The organism is Prevotella sp. AGR2160 (assembly GCF_000424185.1).
In the GTDB taxonomy this organism is placed as follows: Bacteria; Bacteroidota; Bacteroidia; order Bacteroidales; family Bacteroidaceae; genus Prevotella.
Genome location: NZ_AUJK01000005.1, coordinates 100,977 through 124,468 on the forward strand (window position 1 = coordinate 100,977; position 23,492 = coordinate 124,468).

Below are 23,492 nucleotides of genomic sequence, written 5' to 3' on the forward strand. Positions count from 1 at the left end.
AGGTACAAAAAAAGGTCCGTAAAAGAAACAATGTATGATTTTTTTTTGTATTTTTGTCTTGTAATTGTAACAATCTATCACAATGATGCAGAAATACGCTGATTATATCGAACAAATAGAAATAGAATCCCTTTGGAGCGGCCGCAAGCATATCCTTTGGAACCTCGACCGGAAAGTGAATATCCTCAGTGGAATCAACGGCGTGGGCAAGAGTACCATATTAAATAAGGTGGTGAAAGGCCTCGCCCAGGGCGGAGAGTTCCCGAGTCATCTTATCAAAGGCGTCCATCTGAAGGTGTCGCCCGAGGATGCCAAATGGATCCGCTTCGACGTCATCCGCTCTTTCGACCGCCCTCTTGTCAATTCTGAGGTGCTGTCGAAGGTGGATAACGCCCTCGTCACGGAACTCGACTGGCAACTCTTCCAACTTCAACGCAAGTATCTCGACTACCAGGTGAATATCGGCAACCGGATCATCGCTACGCTGCAGAGCGGCGAACCCGACGCTGCCCAAAAAGCCCAGGAGATCAGCGCGCCGAAGAAACTCTTCCAGGACATGATCGACGACCTCTTCAAGGAGACGGGGAAGAAGATGATCCGTTCGGAGAACGAGATCTATTTCACGCAGATCGGTGAGAAACTCGCGCCCTATCAGCTCTCCAGCGGTGAGAAGCAGATGCTCTGTATCCTCCTCACCGTCCTCGTGGAGGATCAGAAGCCGTATGTCCTCTTCATGGACGAGCCGGAAGTGAGCCTGCATTTCGAATGGCAGAAACGCCTCATCAACCTCATTCTCCAGTTGAACCCGCAGGTTCAGCTGATCATGACCACCCACAGTCCTGCCGTCGTCATGGATGGTTGGATGGACCATGTCACGGAAGTCACAGACATTACGGTGTAATGGAGAACGGAGAATAGATAATGGATAATGGAGGATTGAACTTATGTCACATCGACTGAGAGACCATATCAATTCAAAATACTTCGAGGCGGCGAATGCGCTGACCTCAAAGAAGGCACGGCGGAAGATCGTGGTGTATGTGGAGAGCTATGATGATATTCTCTTCTGGCGTCAGGTACTCGGACGTTTCGAGAACAGTCACCGCTATTTCGAGATCATGCTCCCTTCCCGTGACCGTTTTCTGCAGCGCGGCAAGAAGGCTGCCATCGCACAGTTGCTGGATTCCGTAGGATCGGACATGCTGGCCTGTGTTGATGCTGACTACGACTATCTCATCCAAGGGGCCACGGAGACTTCGAAGGTCATCAACTCCAATCCGTATATCTTCCATACTTATGTCTATGCCATTGAGAACTATCAGTGTTACGCCCCCTCACTCCATGAGGTCTGTGTGATGATCACCCTCAACGACCATCAGATCTTCGACTTCGAAGCCTTTCTGACGCGCTACTCACAGATCATCTATCCCCTCTTCGTATGGAACATCTGGTTCTACCGCAGTCCGAACTATAACCGTTTTACCATCTCTGAATTCAACCAGACAATAGAACTCGGTACACAGAAGATCGGTCATCCCGACCAGGCATTGGTATTGATGCAAGAGAAGGTACGGCGGAAGATCGCATGGCTAAGGAAACATTTCCCGGAGTTCATGGATCAGCGCGGCGCTTTGGAGGCAGATCTCCGGCGGCTCGGCGTAACGCCCGACACCACCTATTTATATATACAGGGGCATCATCTCTTTGATAATGTTGTAGCACCCATCGTCACGAAGATCTGTGAGCGGCTCGTCGCCGAGCGGCAGAGTGAGATCCGCCGCATGTCCCAGCATAACGCGCAGCGGCAGACGGAGCTGAGCTGTTACAACCACAGCATCCAGGATGTCACGACGATGTTGAAGAAAAACAACGGCTACCAGGACAGCCAGCCCTATCAAAAACTGCTGGAAGCGATCGAGAAAGCGCTCAACGCGTAGGGGCAAGAGCGCTGCCTTGCGCTTGCAAAGCGCAAGCACCGGACGGCAGGCCACTCAACCTAACAGCAGGCACGCCATGCCACCCTTACACAAAAAACACGCCCTCCTTTCCCGCAATAACGGGAAGGAAGGGCGTGTCTTTTACTTTTTTAATTTTTTACTTTTTTAATTTTTAGAGAGGATACTCCTCAAAGGCATAGAGTACGGTGGAGAGATAGCGCTCACCCGTATCAGGAAGGAGAGCAATGATGTTCTTGTTCTCATTGCCCGGGCGCTTAGCGATCTCCGTGGCGGCGAAGGCGGCAGCACCACTGCTGATACCTACCAACACACCATCCTGCTGCGCAATCTCACGGCCACTGCGGATGGCATCGTCATTCTCTACCGCAAAGACCTCATCGATATATTCTGAATTGTAAGTCTTGGGAATGAAACCAGCACCGATACCCTGGATTTTATGGGGGCCACTCTTACCACCCTCAAGGACGGGAGAGGAAGCCGGCTCAACGGCGATGATCTGTACATTCGGGTTCTGCTCCTTCAGATACTTACCGATACCCGTGATGGTACCTCCTGTACCAACACCGGCGACAACGATGTCAACCTTACCGTCGGTATCTTTCCAGATCTCCGGACCGGTGGTCTCATAATGCTTCTGCGGGTTGGCGGGGTTCTCAAACTGCTCCAGGATGACGCTTCCGGGGATAGAGTCGCGGAGGGCTTCAGCAGCCTTGATAGCGCCCGGCATACCATCCTTACCCGGCGTGAGTTTCACCTGTGCGCCATAAGCCTTCACGAGGTTACGACGCTCGATACTCATCGTCTCCGGCATCGTCAGGATGAGCTTGTAGCCTTTCACGGCGGAGACAAGGGCCAGTCCGACACCTGTGTTACCACTCGTCGGCTCGATGATCGTTGCGCCGGGCTTCAGTGTTCCGGCCTTTTCAGCGGCCTCAATCATACCGAAGGCGATACGGTCTTTGACGCTGCCGCCGGGATTAAAGTATTCAACTTTCGCAATGACGGGTTTCTTCACGCCGTGCAGTGCGGAGAACTTCGGGAGTTCTACCAGAGGAGTATTTCCAATCAGATCAGTGATCTGCTTATAAATCTTAGTCATAATATTTTTCGTTTTATTTATTTGGAGATTGCTTTGAAAGCCTGATCGAGGTCGTCGATAAGGTCCTGATAATGCTCAGTACCGATGCTCAGACGAATTGTTCCGTCGAAGATGCCCTGCTCGTTGGCCTCCTCATCACTCAGCTCGGAGTGAGTCGTACTCTTCGGATGAACCACGAGACTCTTCACGTCAGCGACATTGGCCAAAAGCGAGAAGATCTTCAGATGATCAATGAACTTGAAGGCCTCTTCCTGACCGCCCTTGATCTCGAAGGTGAAGATAGAGCCGGCACCATTGGGGAAGTAACGCTCGTAGAGGTCGTGATTCGGATGATCGGGCAGTGACGGGTGATTGATCTTCTTCACCAGCGGCTGTGTCTTCAGATAGTCGATGACCTTCAGCGTGTTGAAGACATGACGCTCTACGCGCAGACTCAGCGTCTCCAGGCCTTGAAGGAGAATCCAGGCATTGAACGGAGAGATCGTAGCACCCTCATCACGAAGGATCAGCGCACGGACACGTGTCACGAACGGTGCGGGGAGCTTGCCGAAGACAAGGCCGTGGTAGGAAGCGTCGGGCTCCGTGAAACCGGGGAACTTATCGTTCTGGAACCAGTCGAAAGTACCACCGTCAACGATGACACCACCGAGACTGCTGCCGTGGCCACCGATGAACTTCGTAGCGGAGTGGACGACGACGTCAGCACCGTGCTCGATAGGACGGATGAGGTACGGCGTTCCGAAAGTATTGTCGACGACCAATGGAATGCCATGACGGTGTGCGATCTCTGCACTGCGGTCGATATCGGAGATATTGGAGTTCGGGTTACCGAGGGTCTCAATATACAGCAGTTTCGTGTTCGGCTTGATGGCGGCCTCAATCTCATCATAGTTGTCGGGATCAACGAAGGTCGACTCGATACCATAACGGCTCAGCGTATGCTTCAGCAGGTTGTAAGTGCCACCGTAGATCGTCTTCGTGGCAACGACATGGTCACCGGCGAAAGCGAGGTTCGTGATGGCGTAGGTGACAGCGGCAGCACCGGAAGCGACGGCGAGGCCACCGACACCTCCCTCAAGGGCAGCGACACGGTCCTCGAAGACACCCTGCGTGGAGTTGGTCAGACGACCATAGATATTTCCGGCATCCTTCAGATGGAAACGGTCGGAGGCATGCTGGGCATTATGGAATACGTAAGATGTGGTCTGATAGATAGGCACGGCACGGGAGTCGGTTGCGGGGTCTGCCTGTTCCTGTCCAACATGAAGCTGGAGCGTCTCGAAATGATACTTGTTCTTACTCATACGTCAATCCTTTCTTTTATATGTTTTACTTTTTGTTTCTTGATTACGATTGCAAAGGTACGGCACTTTTTCCAATTACGAAATCGCACAAATGGGGCATTCTGACTACCATACTTATGGTATTTCGCTAAATAACATAGAAAAAAATCTATCTCCGAGAGATATTTTCACAGAAAAGCTATTTAAAAGGGCTAAATAACGCAGATATTTTACGGATTTACGGGAAAAGAAACAGCGAGGTTAGGACGGCCCCAAACCCTACCTAGACGCACGCTACCTGATCCGGTATCTGATGCCGAGGTCGAGTTGGAACTGGGTAGGCTGGTCCTTATAGATGTTGTCGACGCTGCTGCCGTTATGGATGTAATAGCTGACACCGGGCTCCACATAGAAGGAGAGATTCTTCAGGAAAGAGAAGGACAGACCGGCAGCGGCACCGACGGAGAACTGCGGCCGATGCTCATGGACACGCTCGTCACCCGATGAGGTCTGCTGGCCCTTACTGTCCGTGAGGGTCGTCGTCACCGTTCCCTTGACGAGCTGCTCCACGGCGCCGCCGGCAGAGAGATAGGCCCGCCACGACCGGTTCTGCCAAAGGACATAGTTCATCCGCACGGGCAGACCGAGGTAATACAACCGCTGATGGTCGTCCTGCTGCCAGTTGACGCCCGTGGCCGTGAAGTCTGAGGTCAGCCGTGTCCCCGTCAGGCCTGTTGTCAGCGACCAATGGTTTGTAAGTGGAATAGAAAGGCTCAGCCCCACACGGAGTGGCTGATGGTGGTGGGCCTCTTTCTCTGCCATTCCGTTGGCCATCAGAGCATCCTGGAGCTTATCCGTAGCGGTCCCCTCACGGTTCTCAGCGTCATAATATACTCCGTCTGTAGGTGAGGCCGAGGCGAAAACGGGTGAAGACGAGGTGGAGAGGGACGACAGGGCAGCCCCGCCGACACGGGCTTCCACGAGCAGCGGTGCCTCCTCTGCCTCACGGGCGGCGGCAGACATACGGGCATAGAAAGGATCGTTGTCCTCCATATAGCTATCCTTATGCACAGACGTCTGCGGGTGCTCTGCTGCCAACAGATTGTCCGTTGGCAGACTCTTCTCCTGCACGGAATCCGTCAAAGCCTTCATTGTCCTAAGCATAGGGGCCGAAGACGCATCCACTGCGGATACATTCTCCATAGGAGCATTTGCTGCAAGAGCATTCACTGCAGGAGTATTTGCTGCAAAGGCATTCACTGCAGGAGCCTTCGCTGCAGGCTTCTTCTCAGTTGAAGCTTCCATTGCAGAAAAAACTGCAGAGGAACCATATTGCCCGGCATTATTCGACGGACAATTTCCCGTTTGATGATTACCCCGTTGAGAATTAGCCTTTGGAGAGGGGGAAGAAACCGTACGGTCGGACAACGGCTGCGACGGGGACGACGGGAATTCACGCCAAATGGCAATGCCACAGACGGCGACCACGGCGGCAGCGACAGCGAGACGGCGCGTCCAGAGCCACACAACCGGACGACGAGAGACCTTTTCCCGCCGTTCCATTTCTTCCTTCACGTCCGACAACAACCCCTCGGGGGCAGGGCACTCGGCCTTGTCCATCCGTTCCTTCAAAAGTTGTTTCCAATCTTCCTGCATGACATTATTGGTTTTGTTGTCGTTTTACTTCCCGCAACATACGGGCCAGCATATTCTTCGCTTTATAATATTGTGAGGCCGACGTGTCAGCCTTGATACCGAGCATCTGCGCAATCTCCTGATGACTGTGTCCCTCAATGGCGTAGAGGTTGAATACGGTACGGTAGCCGGGCGGCAGCTGTTGGATGCAGTTGATGATCGTTTCCGTCGTGATTCCCTCGAGTTGCGGTTCCTCATCGGGGAGGTCAGGGAGATCCGTATCCGGTCGTACTTTCTGGGCTGCAGACTGACGGCGCAGCAGTGACAGCGCCTCGTTGACGACGATACGGCTCATCCAGCCCTTCAGCGTCCCCCGTCCCCGGTATTCGAAGTTGCCGATATTCGTAAAGATTTTGATCAGCGCTTCCTGCAACACATCCTTCAGATCGTCATCATCCGTGATATAACGGGCACAGACCGCCGTCAGATAACCCGAATACTGGCTATACAGCACATCCATCGCAGAGGAATCTCCCCTACGGAAACGGTCGATGATGCTCTGCTCAATGTCCTGTGCCATATCTGATGTTCATATATATAATAAGGTGAAGGATGAATCCTTGCCCAATAAGAGAAAATATTTTTGCAAAAATAGCAAAAAAAATCATCCCTCGGGCAAGGAACAGCCATTCTTTGCATTAGAGGGACAAAAATAAAAGACAAAAAGACAATGAAAACGAAAATGATTCTCGGTGCCCTCTGCATGGGAGTTCTTCTGTTCTCTTCCTGTTCCACCACAAACGGACTCGTCAAGAGCACGGAAGCACAACATTATTATTACAGTAACGAGGCTCCCGATGAGGATGCCGTGCTGAAGATCACGAATCAGACTGATTTCGACCGCTATTTCGGTGAGGCCGCCGTCATGGGTAAGAACGGACAGCCTACGAAGATTGACTGGTCAAAGCAGATGGTCATCGCCAAGGTGCTGAAGACGACAAACCGCTGTACGGAGATCAGTAACATGCAGCTCCGCGAGACGGACAGCCATGAGCTCACCCTCTCCTACTGCCTCCACAGTAAGGCCCCACAGAGCTATTCCATCAAACCCATGGCCATGCTCATTGTCGACAAGAAATACGCCGACTATACCGTCAAGGAAAAAGCGATGGAGAACTGCTGCGTAAAAAAAAAGTAAAGTTTCCTGATCATAAAACGACTTTCACAAAAGACGCTCCCTCCCGTGTCCTCATTATCTTTTATGATGCCACGGTGGGCAAGCAACCGCTCTTGAAGGCTGTCAAGGCCTTCAAGGGCGATCTTGTCTATGACTATCAGAACTTCAATGGCATCGCCGTCACTATGCCTGAAGGGACGGATATGGACAAAGCCATCGACAAATTCAAGAAAGTCAAAGGGGTACTAACCGTTGAACGCGACCGGGTGATGCAATTACAATGAATGCTCTTCCAACGCCTTCTCCACCGACCCATGGAGGAGAAGGAGACGGCGGGCCTTACTATAGTCGATATGCAAGGCTTCAACGAGCATGCGCGTGCCACGGTCGATGAGTTTCTGATTCGTCAGTTGCATGTTCACCATCCGGTTGCCTTTCACGCGACCCAAACGAATCATCACGGCCGTGGAAATCATGTTCAAGATCATTTTCTGTCCCGTGCCCGACTTCATCCGAGAACTCCCCGTGATAAATTCCGGACCGACGATCATCTCTATCGCCACATCGGCGGCAGCGGCAAGAGGCGTATGCGGATTACTCGTGATACATCCCGTTAGGATCCCATGGTCGTGGGCTTTCTCTACGGCGCCGACGACATAGGGTGTTGTCCCCGAGGCAGCGATACCGATGACCGTATCCTCTTGGTTTACGCCATGCGCCAGCAGTTCCTGCCATCCGGCATCGGAATCATCCTCCGCCTTCTCCACGGCATTGCGCAAAGCTGTGTCTCCCCCGGCGATGAGACCGATGACAAAGGTCGGCGGGACACCGAAGGTCGGCGGCAGTTCGGAGGCGTCGAGAACACCGAGGCGTCCGCTCGTCCCCGCTCCAAGATAGAATATTCTGCCGCCTTTCCGCATGCGCGGCACGATCTGCTCGACGAGTTGCGCCACCGTGGGCAGCACTTTCTCTATCGTGGGGGCTACTTTCTGATCCTCGATATTCATATCACGCAACAGATCGATGACGGACCGTGTCTCCAGATGGTCATAATGTGAAGGCTGTTCAGTAATCGGGAGAGAAGATTCCTTATCGGTCAGTGATGCATCCTTATCGGTCAGTGATGCATCCATGTCGGTCAGTGTTGTTTCCTTATCCTGCTGAGGGAGCACAGCGGAAGACCGATCACCCGGGCGGTCGGCCACCACTTGTTTCTGAGCATGAAGATGATAGTCCACGAGGCCGTCCATCGGTGCCTGGATGATGCGTCCGAGATGCATGCCCTCCGCCTCTATTGCCGTCTGCAAAGGCTCCCGGAAATGCCAGGCGATAGAGCCCACAAAACCGACGGGAAGCCAGTCACTGCCGTCATAAAGCCGCACATTCCGACGAAGAAAGGCACGGAAGCTACGGACGACAAGGACATAGATACTCTCCTCATCGAGATGACGGGAGAGGAACGGCGTGAAGGAAGCCAGGAAGCGGTTCGGCATCGGTTGGTGGTATACCTTATCAATAATCTCTGAAAGGGAAATGGGATATTCCCCATGAAACTTCTCGATGACCGATGAAGGCAACTGTCGCTTGAAGATATCGCCGATGAGCGTACGGCCGAGGACGGCACCACTGCCCTCATCGCCAAGGATCATGCCAAGCGGAGAGACATTCTCGAGCATCTTTGTGCCGTCATAACTGCAAGAGTTGCTCCCCGTACCGAGGATACAGGCGATGCCGGGCGCATGACCGAGGACGCCACGGGCGGCTCCGAGCATGTCGGAGGCAACCTCACAATTATCCTTCACGTGAAGAACAGCCCGCAGGGCCTTGGCGACGACGGGACTTTTCTCCTTCGTACATCCGGCGCCATAGAAATACACGTCCTCAATGGAGATTGCCGAGGAAGCGCCCTGTCGGTCAGCCGTTCCTTGCAACTGCGGCACAAGTTCCCGTTGCAAAAGGTCAACAATCTCCTGCTCCGAAAGATAAACGGGGTTGAAACCAGTTGTCTTCAACCGCATCGTCTTTCCATCCTCAGACAACAAGCACCAGTCGGTCTTCGTAGAGCCACAGTCGGCAATGAGTATTTTCTTCATTTTCACCTTTTCAAAAGAATTCTTTTGCAAAGGTCTTAAGAATTCTTCAATTATGCAAGTTTTTCATGGCAAAAACAAAAACATTACGGGTACGACAGGCCGTTTGATTGAACGAAAACCTTAAAAACAAAATAAAAACCACGGAATGAACGGAGGAACTGACTCATTAAACCTCCCCTCCCTTTCGGGGAGGGGTCGGGGGAGAGGCTTTGTTAGTCTATTTCTTCATCTGCCTCATAGCCACCCATCTCACGGATGGCATTCTTCAGCATGACATACTGGTCGAAGAGGTTATTGACAGCCTCCTCACCCTTCGTATAGTCGTGCATCGGACTCTTGAGGAAGAAACTCAGGAAGCGCTGGATGCCATAACGGCCGGCACGGGCAGCGAGATCACTGAGCAGCGTGAGGTCGAGGAGCAGCGGCGCAGCGAGGATGGAGTCACGGCAGAGGAAGTTGATCTTGATCTGCATGGGATAGCCCATCCAACCAAAGATATCGATGTTGTCCCAGCCCTCCTTGTTGTCGTTACGGGGCGGATAATAGTTGATACGTACCTTATGGTAGATATTTCCGTAGAGGTCGGGCTGGTCCTCCTTACGCAAGATCGTCTCCAACGTAGAGAGCTTCGACACCTCTTTTGTATGGAAGTTGGCCGGCTCATCGAGGACGAGGCCGTCACGGTTGCCGAGGATATTCGTGGAGAACCAACCGGCGAGGCCGAGGTTACGGACCTTGAGGATCGGAGCGAAACCGGACTTCACGAGGGTCTGACCGGTCTTGAAATCCTTACCGGCGATAGGCATCTTCGTCTTCTCAGCGAGCTCCCACATAGCCGGGATATCGACGGTGGTGTTCGGCGCGCCCATGATGAACGGACAACCTTCCGTCAGGGCGGCATAGGCATAGCACATCGACGGTGCGACATGGTCGCGGTCGTCAGCCTTCATGGCTGCCTCCAGACAGGCGAGGGTGCCATGAACCTGTTCGTTATAAGGAACATAAATCTCCGTGGATGCTGCCCAAATGACAACGATACGATTTACGCCCGTGCGGGCCTTGAAATCCTCAATATCTTTCTTGATGGCCAGGACCATATCCCAACGTGTCTTGCAGTCCTTCACGTTGTCGCCCGTGAGGCGCTTGGCATAGTTATGGTCGAAGGCGGCCTTCATCGGCACGATCTGCTCGAGCTCATCACGCACCGGCTCGATGTCCTTGGCCTTCAGCACCTCGGCGTAGACGGCAGCCTGATAGGCATTCTGCGGATACACATCCCAGCAGCCGAAGACGATATCATCGAGCTTGGCCAACGGGACAATGTCTTTATAATGGAGATATTTCTTCTCCGCACCTTTTCCGACACGAATCTTGTCATACTGTGTCATCGAACCGATCGGCTTGGCCATTCCCTTGCGGGTCATGAGTACACCGGTCATGAAGGTCGTAGCCACGGCACCGCAGCCGACGACGAGAATTCCTAATTTTCCCTCAGCGGGTTTCACGTTTGATTGTTTCATTTTCTAGTTACTAAAATTAAATAGACTGTCGGCAAAAATAGCAAATAATATCGAAAAGAGCAACCTTTGTTCCGTTTTTTAATATGAAAAAGGAAGAAATAAACATTCAATACTTATCATTTTACAACATTATACCCAAAATCATCATAAATAGTGATTGCGGGTAACGTAAAAAAATCGTAACTTTGCAAACGATTACAAAAAGGATAAACCACAATTTAATTTTTAGATGAATTCGAAACTGTTTGCCCCTCTCCTCGCAGGATACTGTCTCCTTCTGTTGACCGTGTCCTGCGAGGGAGTGATGGGGGGATTGTATGATGATGCCGATAATAACGACAACAATACGGCCGCAACGGCCGGCACGCTCTATATGAACGCTACCGACTGGACAACCTGGTATTATGTCGACTTCGACTCCCTGGCTATGATTGCCGAGAGTGGCGATGACGCAGCTCTGCAGAAAGCCCAGACGACCTTCACGGGTTATACCATCCCTGACTCCACGGCAACGGAGCGTACAGCCCCCGACAGTCTCCATCAGCCCGGCATCTATACCTATTGGTTTGATGTCTTCGACAAAGGTATCAGCAACAACAAGTTTTCTTCTTTCCGTCCCACAGCCCAACAGCCGGAGCCGGCTCATTGGACCATTGCCATCCATCGGGACAATGTCAGGACCAACGGCGGTGCGGCCTACAAGACGAATCTCACGGATTTCGACCATCTGCCATCAACGGCCACGGCTCTCCTCGACTCCCTCGCCCAGGCCGGCAACAGCATAACATGGACAGCCGACGAATGGTCGGAGCATGACGTATGGTACGACCGCAGCCGTATGCTCTCGGAATATATCGGTTCTCAAGGTATAGCGATTAATCAAGTCCTCTCCAGCTGGATGTCTTTCCATATTCCTCCCATTCCCCCCTCCGCAACTTCCGACAACCACATCTTCCTGCTCCGCACGAAGGACGGGAAATATATTGCTCTTCAACTCGTCAACTACATGAACAGTCAGGGCACAAAATGCTGGATGACTATCAGATATAAGACTTATGAGAAATAAACTCGTTATATTCATTGGCGGTGTCTGCCTTTCCCTGCCTATGAAAGCAGAGATCAACCCCGACTCCCTCTTCGCCGAGAAAGAGTTGCAACAGGTGGTAGTGACCGGCACGAGGACACCGAAGACGCTCCTCTCCACGCCCGTGCTCACGCAGCTCATCTCCTCCGCGGACATCAAAAAAGCCGATGCCACGAATATCAAGGACTTGTTGCAGACCGTCCTCCCCGGTGTGGAGTTTTCCTATGCCCAGAATCAGATGGTCCATCTCAACTTCAGTGGCTTCGGCGGACAGAGCATCCTTATCCTCGTCGACGGCGAGCGGCTGGCCGGTGAGACGATGGATGATGTTGATTTTTCCCGGCTGACGATGGATAATGTCGACCATATCGAGATCGTCAAGGGTGCCGCCTCTGCCCTCTACGGCAGCAATGCCAACGGTGGCGTGATCAATATCATCACGAAGGACCATATGAAAAAGTTCGGCACACAAGTCGATGCCCGCCTCGGCAGTAAACATAACGACCAGCGTTACGGTCTCTCCCTGGAAAACAGTGGAAAGAAGATCGGCAACCGCCTCTCCGTGAGCCGCAACGTGATGGATAACTATGACGTGACGAACGGCCCCGATCCCATTGCCCGCGTCGTCGCGACCATCTATGGCGAGAAGACCTGGAATGTGAATGACGAATTGCAATACCAGCCGTTGTCAAACCTGAAGCTGACAGCCCATGGCGGCTATTTCTTCCGTCAGGTGAACCGTGACTATGCCACGCCGGAACGCTACCGTGATCTCAACGGCGGTCTCCGCGGCCGTTGGTCCATCACCGACAATGATGTTCTCGATGCTTCGTATAACTTCGATGAATACGATAAGAGTTCCTTCCTCCGTCAGCAGAATAAGGACATCCGGGGCTATTCCGACGTCCAAAACAGTCTCCGGCTGCTCTATACCCATTCCTTCGGGATGAGCGACCTCACTTTCGGTGCCGACTATCTCCATGACTATCTGATGAACAACAAGCTCCGTGGAACCTACCGGCAGAACTGCGTCGATGTCTTCGGACAGTACGACTGGAATATCAGCAAGCGATGGGAAGTCGTCTCGGCCCTGCGCTATGATTATTTCTCCGACCATCACCAGCAGCGGCTCACGCCGAAGATCAGCGTCCGCCATACACCTATAGAAAACGTCAATGTCCGTTTCGGCTATGGCATGGGCTTCCGGGCGCCGACGCTGAAAGAGAAATATTATGATTTCGACATGGTGGGAATATGGATCATCAAAGGTAATCCCGACCTCGTGCCCGAAACAAGTCATAACTTCAACTTCAGCATGGAGTATACGCCTGGTCATTACGACTTCGTCATCAACGGCTATTGTAATCTCGTGCGTGACAAGATTACGTCGGGAAATCCGTATTATACCGCGGATAATCAGAAAATGCCTTATCTGCCGTATGTCAACCTGAAGAAGTTCAACGTCACCGGCTTCGAGGCCTCCGCCCGCAGCCACTGGGACTGCGGTGTCTCTGCCCGCCTGAGCTATGCCTTTGTCCACGAGGATGTCATGAAGGATAAGAACGATGATGATCTGGCCTCTCCCTATCTCCCCTCACGCAAGCACAGTATCACGGGACATATCGACTGGGACCACACCTTCTCGAAACACTATGGTTTGAATATCTCCCTTGACGGCCGGTGGCTGTCAGGGATCGACAATAATGAGTTCATAGATTATTATGATGTCACGAAAGGCGTGACACGCGTCCATTATCCGGCTTACAGCATCTTCAAGATCATGATGCAGAACCGTATCGGCGAGCATGTGAAAGTCCAGCTCAGTGTCGACAATCTCTTCAACTACAAGCCCGACTATCATTATCTCAACGCCCCGATGACCGATGGCGCCATCGCCTACGCGGGAGTAACAATCAACTTTTAAAAGTAAAAAAGTAAAGAAGTAAAAAGGTAAAAAAACAAAGGCAGAGAGCCAAAGTACCACTGCGGTAGCTTTAATTTTTTACTTCTTTACTTTTACACCAGTCCATCGAGCCCTTTCTTCAGCACCTTGAGCTCCTCGCGCACACGGATGAGCCGCTCCAGGATCTCGGCACTGCGGTCAACGCCCTCACGGTTGGTAGAGAGATATTTTCGTGCTGCTGCCAACTTGAAGCCGCGGACCTTCACGAGGTTGTAGATCTGCCGCAGCAGGTCCACATCAGCCTGGCTATACTGCCGCACCTTGTTGCCGAGAACTTTCGGACGCAACAACGGAAACTCCTTCTCCCAGTAGCGCAGCGTACTCTCATTGACGCCTATCTCCTGAGCCACCTCCTTGATGGTATAATAGAGTTTGACCTTCTTATCTGGATTCAATGCCATCGTTTTTTCTACGTTTATATTGATTTATGTGCAAAGATACAAAAAAATTCGACATCCGACATCAGTGATTGCATATATTTTTGTAACTTTGCACGTGATTTGGATTGAACAAGAAAATTTAAAAAACAATACAAAATGATGACAGCAAATGAAATCCGCGACTCCTTTCTGAAATTCTTCGAGTCGAAGGGACACGTCATTGTACCGTCCGCTCCCTTGGTCATCAAGGACGACCCTACGCTGATGTTCACCAACGCTGGTATGAACCAGTGGAAAGATATTATCCTCGGCACCAAAGATCCGAATCCGCGGCGCCGTACCGACTCCCAGAAATGTCTGCGTGTCAGCGGTAAGCATAACGACCTCGAAGAGGTAGGCCGTGACTCCGCGCTGAGCCATCATACGATGTTCGAGATGCTCGGCAACTGGTCTTTCGGTGATTATTTCAAAGAGGGCGCCATCGACTATGCCTATGAGTATCTCGTCGATGTCCTGAAGCTGAACCCCGCCGACCTCTATGTCACCGTCTTTGAGGGCGACGCCGAGGAGAATATCCCGCGTGATGACGAGGCAGCATCCTACTGGGAGAAACATTTCCCGAAGAACCATATCGTCAACGGCAACAAGCATGACAACTTCTGGGAGATGGGCGACACCGGTCCCTGTGGTCCCTGCTCCGAGATCCATATCGACTTCCGTTCCGCGGAAGAGAAGGCCAAAGTGCCCGGCGAACAGCTTGTCAACAAGGATCATCCGCAGGTCATCGAGATCTGGAACATCGTGTTCATGCAGTTCAACCGCAAGGCTGACGGCTCCCTCGAACCACTGAAGATGCATGTCATCGATACCGGTATGGGCTTCGAGCGCCTCGTCCGTCTCATGCAGGGTAAGAACAGCAACTACGATACCGATATCTTCACACCGATCATCAAGCAGATCGAGCTTCTCTCCGGCAAGACCTATCATCACACGTTCCCCGAGGGTCCCAATGGTGAGGGTGTCAACGAGGAAGAGAAGACGGATATCGCCATCCGTGTCGTCGCCGACCACCTGCGCGCCGTCGCCTTCTCTATTGCCGACGGTCAGCTGCCGAGCAATGCCAAGGCCGGATATGTCATCCGCCGTATCCTCCGCCGTGCCGTCCGTTACGCTTACACGTTCCTCGGACAGAAAGAGGCCTTCATGTATAAGCTCGTGCCCGTCCTCGCCCAGGAGATGGGTGGTGCTTATCCCGAGCTGCGCGCCCAGCAGGAACTCATCACGCGAGTGATGAAAGAGGAAGAGGATTCTTTCCTCCGCACGCTGGAGAAGGGTATCAATCTCCTCAACGGTGATATGGATGAGTTGAAAGCCCACGAGAAGACAGAGCTCGACGGTGAGAGTGCCTTCCGCCTCTTCGATACTTACGGATTCCCGCTCGACCTCACGGAACTGATTCTCCGCGAGAATGGCTATACCGTTGACGAGAAAGGCTTCAATGCCGAGATGGCCAAGCAGAAAGCACGTGCCCGCAATGCCGCTGCCGTAGAGAACGGCGACTGGGTTGTCCTGAAAGAAGGCGACCAGCAGTTTGTGGGTTATGACTATACGGAATACGAATGCCATATCCTCCGCTACCGTGAGGTGAAGCAGAAGAAAGGCTCCTTCTATGAGGTTGTCCTCGACTATACACCGTTCTACGGTGAGATGGGTGGTCAGGTTGGTGATACCGGTACACTCGTCAGCGACAACGAAACAGTAGAGGTCATCGACACAAAGCGTGAGAACAACCAGAGCATCCATATTCTGAAGAAGCTACCAAAGGATCCCGAGGCCGACTTCATGGCTTGCGTCGATGTGGAGAAGCGTGACGCCAGTGCTGCCAACCACACCACGACGCACCTCCTCGACTACGCCCTCAAGCAGGTCCTTGGTCCTCACGTAGAGCAGAAAGGTTCCTATGTCAGCGCCGACACGCTGCGTTTCGACTTCTCCCATTTCCAGAAGATGACGGATGAGGAGATCCGCAAGGTTGAGCGAATGGTCAACGAGATGATCCGTGCCGACTATCCCCTTGACGAGCATCGTGACATGCCGATTGAGGAAGCCAAGGAGCTTGGTGCCGTTGCCCTCTTCGGTGAGAAATACGGTGACAAGGTCCGCGTTGTCCGTTTCGGACCGAGTTGTGAGTTCTGCGGTGGTATCCACGCCAAGAGCACGGGCCGCATCGGTATGTTCAAGATCATCTCTGAGAGCAGTGTCGCCGCCGGTGTCCGCCGTATCGAGGCCATGACGGGTAAGGTCTGTGAGGAAGCCATGTATACCCTTGAGGATACGATGCGCGACCTGAAGGGCCTGTTCAACAACGCCAAGGACCTGAAGACAGTCATCACGAAATATATTGATGAGCATGACGAACTGAAGAAGGAAGTCGACAGTTTCCGTCAGCAGGCTGTGGAGCGTACGAAGAAGGAGCTTGTCAGCAAGGCTGAGGACCACAATGGCGTGAAGGTCGTGAAGGCCGTGCTGCCCCTCGACTCCGCCAGTGCCAAGGACCTCGTCTTCAAAGTGCGCGATGCCATCCCCGAGAATCTTGTCTGCGTCATCGGTACCACCGACAATAACAAGCCGATGCTCAGCGTGATGTTCTCCGATGATATGGTCAAGGACCACGGCCTCAACGCCGGCAAGATCATCCGCGAGGCTGCCAAGCTCATCCAGGGCGGTGGCGGTGGCCAGCCCCACTACGCTCAGGCCGGTGGCCGTAATGTCGACGGCATTTCTGCCGCTGTGGATAAGGTCATCGAACTGGCAAATCTCTAATGGAAATTAGATTGTAATTTATATATATATTCACTAAATCGCAAAGGCCGGATGTCCGTGAGGATCTCCGGTCTTTTTTTGTAGGGACATGATTGATCATGTTCCTGAACATCAGTCTGTTTCTTTCTTCCAATTGACGAGATACAATTTCTCCGTGGCACGCGTGAAGGCGGTATAGAGCCAATGGAGGTAATCGGGCGTGACCATCTCGTCGGTCATATATCCCTGGTCGACATACACATGGCTCCACTGTCCACCCTGCGCCTTATGACAGGTCACGGCATAGGCGAACTTCAACTGCAAGGCATTGAAAAACTTGTCTTCCCGAACTTTCTTCATTCGGTCCGCCTTCCGTGGGATATCGAAATAGTCATCATACACTCCCTTGAACAACTGTTCCTGTTGTTCCCTGTTCAGTGACGGCGCCTCACTGACAAGGGTATCGAGGAGAACGGTAGCAACAACTTCCGTGTTGTCATAATCAGGAAAGCGGAGGGTCACCGTGGCGAAATGAAAGCCATAAAGTTCCGTCTCCTCACGCACGCGCAGCACCTGAGCCCGGTCGCCATTGGCGATGAACGGCGAGAGGATATTCTTCCGTCCGTCAGCATCCTCCTGGGCAATCTGATAGTGATAGTTGTTCTTCACGACCATCACCATATCTCCCGGCGTAAGCAACTCTTCCCGGTCGAGGACCTGGTTGCGGATACCCTGATTGTAAATATTCGCCCGTTTGTTGCTCCGCGTGATGACGATGGTATCATCTAATCCGACATCATGATAACTGGCAGAGAGGGTATCGATGAGTTCTGCCCCGGGACAGTTGCGGATATCCGTGAAATGATCAAAATCAATTTGTGGCACTGTCGCCTCCTCTTCGTTAGCGAGCATATCGCGGATCATAGAGGCATGATGGAGGATACCGCTGCGGCGACCTTGACGAAGCACTTCCGTGAGGTCAGCGGCATAGACGCTCAGGCCAAAGCCGGCAAGGATGTCCTCCTGCAAGGCCGGCGATGCCTCCTCGCCGACCGGCGGCAGCTGGGCGCCATCACCAATGAAGAGGATACGATCATTCTCCCCGCTGTAGACGAAGGAGATCACATCGGAAAGGAGGTCACCACTGCCGAAAGACTCCGATCCTCCCTCCATGAGATGGGATGTGCCAATCATTGAAGCCTCATCTATAATAAATAAGGTGTCACGCATGAGGTTGACATTGAGGTTAAAGGTACCGCCGACACCTACGAAAGCCTTCTCTCTGTAGATTTTCCGATGAATGGTATAGGCCGGGCAGCCACTGTTGAGCGAGAATACCTTTGCCGCCCGTCCCGTGGGAGCCAACAGTACCACCCGTTGTTTCAAACCTAGAAGGGTACGCACGAAGGCGCCGGCGAGGGCCGTCTTTCCCGTTCCTGCCGATCCGCGCAGAATCATTGCCGTATGCGGTGTGCGGTCCGTAAGGAAATGGGCAAAAGTAGCTATCGCCTGTTGCTGTTCCGTGGTAGGCGCGAAGGGAAAATGCTGTCCGATTTGATAAATGATCTCGTCTGTAATCATAGTTCAAAAATACGAAACTTTTCGCAATCATGGAAGAAAAAGACAGGAAAATCTTGAAGTAAGCCCGTTTTTTCTTGGTTTTCTCAGTTCTTCATCGTATCTTTGCAGAGATAAAAATGTCAACAACAGTTTGAAGGAACACGATATGGAACAGGAAAATACGATCCTCACACGGTCACGACTGACCATCCGCATCAGCGATTACAGTCTCTCTTTCTCCATCCTCGACAAGACGGCCGTGGGTGGCGTACGCTATGAGCCTTATACCGTGAAGAGTGGCATGTCCATGGCCGCGAACCTCCGTGAGGCCTTCAAGGAGAGCAACCTTCTGCTGGAGGGATTTCCCCGTGTCCGCGTCCTCATCGACACGCCTGTCCTCCTCATTCCGATGGAAGAGTTGGACATCGATGAGATTCCCGTCCTTTACCGCTATTCCTTCCATGGTCATGACAACGACGAGATCGTTCATGTCGTCTTGCCCGATTTCAGTTGCGTAGCAGCCTTCAGCATCAACAAGGACTTGAAACTCGTCATCACGGACCATTTCAAGGATGTCAAAATCGAGCCGTTGATGATGAGCATCTGGAACTATATGAGTCGTCGCAGCCGTATCGGTATGGGCAAGAAACTCTACGGCTATTTCCATAACAACAAGCTCGACGTCTTCTCCTTCGACAAGGACCGGTTTCGCTTTGCCAACAGCTTCACCGTGAAGCATGTGAAAGACGCGCAGTATTTCCTCCTCTATGTCTGGCGGCAGTTGAACCTCCATGTGTTGAAAGATGAGCTGGCTGTCTTCGGGGATATCCAGGGCAAGGACCTGCTTGTGGAAGAGTTGCGGAAATTTGTGCAGAAAGTATACCTCATCCATCCCACAGCAGAGTTCAACCGCGCACCCATCACGTCGATCCGCGGTCTGCCCTTCGATCTCATGACATTATATATAAAGGTGTAAAAGTAAAAAGTAAAAAAGTAAAAAGGTAAAACTACCGTAGGAACATGATTCGTCATGATCCGCAAACAATGAAAAAAGAATATGCGAGTAATCACAGGAAAATATAAAGGCCGGCATTTCGAAATTCCGCGGACGTTTAAGGCCCGTCCGACGACCGATTTTGCCAAAGAGAATATCTTCAATGTCATGCGCGGCTATGTCGACTTCGACGGTGCCGAGGCCCTCGACCTCTTCGCCGGAACGGGAAGCATCTCCCTGGAACTCATGAGCCGTGGCTGCAGCCATGTCGTCAGCGTGGAGGCCGACAGAGATCATGCAGCCTTCATCCGTCAGTGTTTTGAGAAGATCGGTGAGGAGAACGATATTCTCATCCGTGGCGACGTATTCCGTTTCCTGAAGAGTTGCCATCAGCAGTTCGACATCATCTTCGCCGATCCCCCCTACGCCCTCGATCAGTTGCCGAAGATCCCCGATCTGGTCTTGGAGAAAGACCTGCTGAAGCCCGACGGGCTCTTCGTCTTTGAGCATGGCAAGCATAACGACTTCTCCGATCATCCCCGCTTTGTCGAGCACCGTGCTTACGGCAGCGTCAACTTCTCCCTTTTCAGATAGGAACACGATTCATCATGTCCCCACATTTTGCGGAACATGATGAATCATATCCCTACAGTAATGGTGAGAGCAGGCGGATGATACTCTCACCAAGCCGTTTCCAGAAATTCGGCTGCATCGCCTTCTCTTCCGTGAAGAGCATACTGTGCCGTTCATCCTCCTCAAAGACATGCTTCAGACGGAGCGCCATCGCCTCATCGAAGAAGAAGGCATTCGCCTCAAAATTATTCTCAAAGCTCCGGAAGTCGATATTCGTACTTCCTACGGTAGATATGAAATCATCACTCACCAGAATCTTAGAGTGATTGAAAGCCCCTTCGTAGAGGTATACCTTTACCTTTCCATCGAGCACTTCACGGACGTACGACTGTGAGGCCCACTGCACGAGTTTTGCGTCACTATGCCGGGGGATGATGAGGCGCACGTCGACACCGGCAAGGGCGGCAGCACGCATAGCGAAGAGGACGGGCTCTGTAGGCAGGAAATAAGGAGACTCCATATAGACATAACGCTTTGCCTCCAAAAGAATACGGACATAGCCCTGCATGATATCGGGGTCCGGCGTGACGGGTCCGCTGGTGACAACCTGCATCAGACAGTTATTGGAGATTTTCTGGTCTATGGGCGGATAATATTTCTTATCCGTGATCAGCGTACGGTCTACGAAATACCAGTCGATGAGGAATGTCCGTTGCAGTGCATATACACCGGCTCCCCGGACACGCAGATGGGTATCCCGCCATCCCTGCCGCTTGGTCCCTTGTACATAGCGGCGAGCGATGTTCATACCACCAATAAATCCCCACTTTCCATCCACGACACATATCTTCCGATGATCACGATAGTTTACTTTTCCCGTAAAAGCAGGGAACCGGACAGGCAGGAAATTATTGACATCAATGCCGGCATCACGCATCCGGTCGAAGAAGGCATTCTTCACACTCCAACAGCCCACATCATCATATATAATACGTACCTCCACGCCTTGGCGCGCCTTGGCGATAAGGGCATCGGCAATGAGCCGTCCCAGCGGGTCATCATCAAAGATATACGACTCGATATGGATATGCTCTCTGGCTTGTGAGAGGGTATGGAGCAATGCCGGAAAGAACTCGTAGCCACTGGTGAAGATCTCCACGTCATTATCCTTAAAAGGCATCTCATAGTTACGGTTTGACAACAAGCGGACCAGAGGAAGCTTGTTTTCCGGGATATGAAGATCGCGCTGTTCGACATACTCCCACATAGACCGTCGTGTCAACTGGTTCAGACTACGCTCAGAGATCATCCTCTCTTTCCTGGTGTTCCTACCGAAGAAGAAATAAAAGATAATCCCAATGAAAGGGATAAACCACAGCACCATCAGCCAAGCCATCGTCTTCACGGGCTGCCGATTCTCCAGAAGGATGACAATCATGGTGGCGATGACCAGTATGACGTAACTGGCATAGACCAGGAAATCAAAATTCTGAAGTAAGGACATCATATCTTTCCCTCCTTGATCTTCTGCAGATAGGCAAGTTCCTGGATAGCGAAATCACTATTGTCCGGCTCGTTAAGCATCTCCCTGAGCAATTTCTCTGCCTCCTCATGATGTCCGAAATTGATCAAGGCATAGGCCTTCCGACGGCGGAGGAAGTTCTTAAATGCCGTGAGATAGCTGAAAGATTCACTGTTGGCGTGACTCTTTCCCGACTGGTCATCATCCTCCTCGTCCTCTTCCTCGTCATCATCACGACCTTGCTCCATATCAATAATGGGATGTTCAAGATTCATCAACAGTCCGTCGATGAAATGGACAGCCCGGAAATCATTCATGTTCACGATACAGTTGATGAACTCTTCGGTATAGGTGATGCGGTTCAACGGCATGATAACATTCAGATAGAAATAGCCTTCCTCATAGCGCTGCAGTTCACAATAGCAGAATCCGATCATATAACAGAGGTCATGAAACTGTTCACGTTCCGCATCCTCCATCTTGTCATATTGACCTTCCAGTTCCTGAAAGGCATTGAGCAATGGCGGCAAGGCCTCGAGGAAACGACCGGCGAGATAATCTTTCCGCCCCTCATAACACCACCGGGCAACATGGGCGCTCTGGCAGTGACAGATGAAACGCTCCTCCGGCGTCAGCTCCTCCTCACGGCCCTCCTTACCATTGCCCAGACTCTTCGCCATAGCCTCTTTCCACATATAGTTGAACTCCGCCGTTTTCTCCTCAGCACCGCGGTGGTCGTAAGCAGCCAGGACACTCACCGTCTCCACGCGGTTCTCACGACTTTCCAAGGTGACTTCACGGGATAGCGACAGGGGCAGGAGCGTCATCGTGATGCGGTAATAATCCGTCGGGCCACTCGTCTTCTCCGTATTCAATACTATAGAGAGCTGGCGTGTCGTCGTGTTGCTGAGATCGATATATTCGAGCAGAAGCGTGGCCTGGTCGGCAAGCACCGTTCCGTCGTGGTCATAAAGGAGTGTCGGCAGGGCGAGGCCACGGATCTCGTCACTGTCCGTGAGGACGCGTGTCCTGGGCTCCGCCTGTTGGCCATTGTCGTCATGATGCTGACTGATGAGGGTGATCTGCAGGCTCAGTGGTTCCATACTCCGAAGGCCGAAGACGCGTGCCACGGTACCGCTGAGGGTGACGACTGTCTCGTCCGTGCTCCGCTCCACCGTCGGCAACGGCTGCGTGAGAAGTTCCTGCTCCCGCAGGAGGAAGAGCTCACGACTGAACTGCAGGGTGTCGCGCTCGTTGTCATGGGTCTGCTGGCGTGCGCTCTCTTCGAGATGGTTTTTGAAAAGTTTCTCAAAGGAGTTCTGCCAGGCGAAGGCGTTACGCATGATGCGCTCAAGGCTCTTCCGCGAAGTCTTCTCCGTAAGAAGGATTCCCGCCGTGAGATGAACATCGAGGACATTCTTCTCGGCATTGCTCGTATAGATGATATGACACATGGCATTACCGAGGTTGCATTTGTTACAGATGGTCCTGACGGCCTCGAGATGATCGGCTGACGTGGTGAAGAAGAAAGGATAGATCAACTGCACGAAGGGACTGTCAGCGGGAATACGGATTTGGAAATGGCCGTTCTGAAAGTCATACCGCACGATCCTGTCGTTATGGTCTTTTGAAATCTTATATTTACAATTGAGGGCACGAAGGGCCTGTTTGAGGAGATGGAGGTTATAATGCACGTCATAGGCATCCAGGTCCAGCGCATTCTCCGGCAAGAGGAAGCTCCGGAAACGAGCCCACGCCACAGCTCCCATAAAGAGGAAGATGACGAGGGCGAGATAACCGATGATATCATCAATGACGAAAAGGATCATAATCTTTTTACGTTTTCATT

The 23,492-nt window shown here is 52.1% G+C and carries 19 protein-coding genes; 9 read left to right on the forward strand and 10 right to left on the reverse strand.

All coding sequences use genetic code 11. The features are described 5' to 3' along the window. Positions 1–85: 85 nt before the first annotated feature. Complete coding sequence (locus G604_RS0105220) at positions 86–901, forward strand: AAA family ATPase (RefSeq protein ID WP_028909637.1); 816 nt, start codon at positions 86–88, stop codon at positions 899–901. A gap of 43 nt (positions 902–944) precedes the next feature. Beyond that, positions 945–1,937: a DUF4435 domain-containing protein gene (locus G604_RS0105225; protein ID WP_028909638.1), complete on the forward strand. Its 993-nt coding sequence runs from the start codon at positions 945–947 to the stop codon at positions 1,935–1,937. A 172-nt stretch (positions 1,938–2,109) separates the two neighbouring features. Here G604_RS0105225 and cysK read toward each other — a convergent pair whose 3' ends face one another. The 4 genes from cysK to G604_RS0105245 all read right to left on the reverse strand — a co-directional run bounded on the left by cysK (position 2,110) and on the right by G604_RS0105245 (position 6,555). Further along, positions 2,110–3,057, reverse strand: coding sequence for a cysteine synthase A (gene cysK, locus G604_RS0105230; RefSeq protein ID WP_028909639.1), 948 nt, complete (start codon positions 3,055–3,057; stop codon positions 2,110–2,112). Positions 3,058–3,074: 17 nt separating this feature from the next. Next, a complete protein-coding gene (locus G604_RS0105235) occupies positions 3,075–4,361 on the reverse strand; it encodes an O-acetylhomoserine aminocarboxypropyltransferase/cysteine synthase family protein (RefSeq protein WP_028909640.1) in 1,287 nt (428 codons plus the stop codon). Positions 4,362–4,634: 273 nt separating this feature from the next. Further along, complete coding sequence (locus G604_RS14995; protein ID WP_081657663.1) at positions 4,635–5,996, reverse strand: outer membrane beta-barrel protein; 1,362 nt, start codon at positions 5,994–5,996, stop codon at positions 4,635–4,637. 4 nt (positions 5,997–6,000) lie between these two features. After that, entirely contained in the window at positions 6,001–6,555 is a 555-nt protein-coding gene (locus G604_RS0105245; protein ID WP_036904662.1) for an RNA polymerase sigma factor, read from the reverse strand. 150 nt (positions 6,556–6,705) lie between these two features. Between G604_RS0105245 and G604_RS13635 the strand changes: the two genes are divergently transcribed. Together G604_RS13635 and G604_RS15185 are read left to right on the forward strand one after the other, a co-directional pair. Continuing rightward, complete coding sequence (locus G604_RS13635; RefSeq protein ID WP_155941861.1) at positions 6,706–7,173, forward strand: hypothetical protein; 468 nt, start codon at positions 6,706–6,708, stop codon at positions 7,171–7,173. A 74-nt stretch (positions 7,174–7,247) separates the two neighbouring features. Further along, entirely contained in the window at positions 7,248–7,436 is a 189-nt protein-coding gene (locus G604_RS15185) for a hypothetical protein (RefSeq protein WP_155941862.1), read from the forward strand. Here the strand turns inward: G604_RS15185 and G604_RS0105260 are convergent. Further along, positions 7,428–8,285 (reverse strand): N-acetylmuramic acid 6-phosphate etherase, encoded by an 858-nt coding sequence (locus G604_RS0105260; RefSeq protein ID WP_051220240.1) that lies wholly within the window; start codon positions 8,283–8,285, stop codon positions 7,428–7,430. The genes G604_RS15185 and G604_RS0105260 overlap by 9 nt on opposite strands. Positions 8,286–9,457: 1,172 nt before the next feature. Then, positions 9,458–10,765, reverse strand: a complete 1,308-nt coding sequence (locus G604_RS0105265) for an inositol-3-phosphate synthase (RefSeq protein WP_028909644.1) — start codon at positions 10,763–10,765, stop codon at positions 9,458–9,460. A gap of 229 nt (positions 10,766–10,994) precedes the next feature. Between G604_RS0105265 and G604_RS0105270 the strand changes: the two genes are divergently transcribed. Both G604_RS0105270 and G604_RS0105275 read left to right on the forward strand, forming a co-directional pair. After that, on the forward strand, positions 10,995–11,831 hold the full coding sequence (locus G604_RS0105270; protein WP_028909645.1) for an HmuY family protein: 837 nt from the start codon (positions 10,995–10,997) through the stop codon (positions 11,829–11,831). Continuing rightward, on the forward strand, positions 11,821–13,773 hold the full coding sequence (locus G604_RS0105275) for a TonB-dependent receptor plug domain-containing protein (protein ID WP_028909646.1): 1,953 nt from the start codon (positions 11,821–11,823) through the stop codon (positions 13,771–13,773). The genes G604_RS0105270 and G604_RS0105275 overlap by 11 nt, the downstream gene beginning before the upstream one ends. A 92-nt stretch (positions 13,774–13,865) precedes the next feature. Here G604_RS0105275 and G604_RS0105280 read toward each other — a convergent pair whose 3' ends face one another. Continuing rightward, positions 13,866–14,213: a MerR family transcriptional regulator gene (locus G604_RS0105280; protein ID WP_028909647.1), complete on the reverse strand. Its 348-nt coding sequence runs from the start codon at positions 14,211–14,213 to the stop codon at positions 13,866–13,868. Between the two features lie 135 nt (positions 14,214–14,348). On the opposite strand from G604_RS0105280, the gene alaS reads away from it, so the two are divergent. Continuing rightward, positions 14,349–17,015, forward strand: coding sequence for an alanine--tRNA ligase (gene alaS, locus G604_RS0105285; RefSeq protein WP_028909648.1), 2,667 nt, complete (start codon positions 14,349–14,351; stop codon positions 17,013–17,015). A gap of 111 nt (positions 17,016–17,126) precedes the next feature. Here the strand turns inward: alaS and G604_RS0105290 are convergent, their stop codons facing one another. After that, positions 17,127–18,575, reverse strand: coding sequence for an ATP-dependent RecD-like DNA helicase (locus tag G604_RS0105290; protein ID WP_028909649.1), 1,449 nt, complete (start codon positions 18,573–18,575; stop codon positions 17,127–17,129). 145 nt (positions 18,576–18,720) lie between these two features. Here G604_RS0105290 and G604_RS0105295 point away from each other — a divergent pair, with 145 nt between their 5' ends. Together G604_RS0105295 and rsmD are read left to right on the forward strand one after the other, a co-directional pair. Continuing rightward, positions 18,721–19,530: a DUF3822 family protein gene (locus G604_RS0105295; RefSeq protein WP_028909650.1), complete on the forward strand. Its 810-nt coding sequence runs from the start codon at positions 18,721–18,723 to the stop codon at positions 19,528–19,530. 81 nt (positions 19,531–19,611) lie between these two features. Further along, positions 19,612–20,142, forward strand: coding sequence for a 16S rRNA (guanine(966)-N(2))-methyltransferase RsmD (gene rsmD / locus G604_RS0105300; protein ID WP_028909651.1), 531 nt, complete (start codon positions 19,612–19,614; stop codon positions 20,140–20,142). Between the two features lie 52 nt (positions 20,143–20,194). On the opposite strand, the gene cls is transcribed toward rsmD, so the two are convergent. Together cls and G604_RS0105310 are read right to left on the reverse strand one after the other, a co-directional pair. Beyond that, positions 20,195–21,628, reverse strand: coding sequence for a cardiolipin synthase (gene cls, locus G604_RS0105305; protein ID WP_231376053.1), 1,434 nt, complete (start codon positions 21,626–21,628; stop codon positions 20,195–20,197). Beyond that, positions 21,625–23,472 carry a hypothetical protein gene (locus G604_RS0105310; RefSeq protein WP_028909653.1) on the reverse strand — a complete coding sequence of 616 codons (1,848 nt, stop codon included), beginning with the start codon at positions 23,470–23,472 and terminating at the stop codon, positions 21,625–21,627. Before G604_RS0105310 ends, cls begins: the two co-directional genes overlap by 4 nt. Between the last annotated feature and the right edge of the window lie 20 nt (positions 23,473–23,492).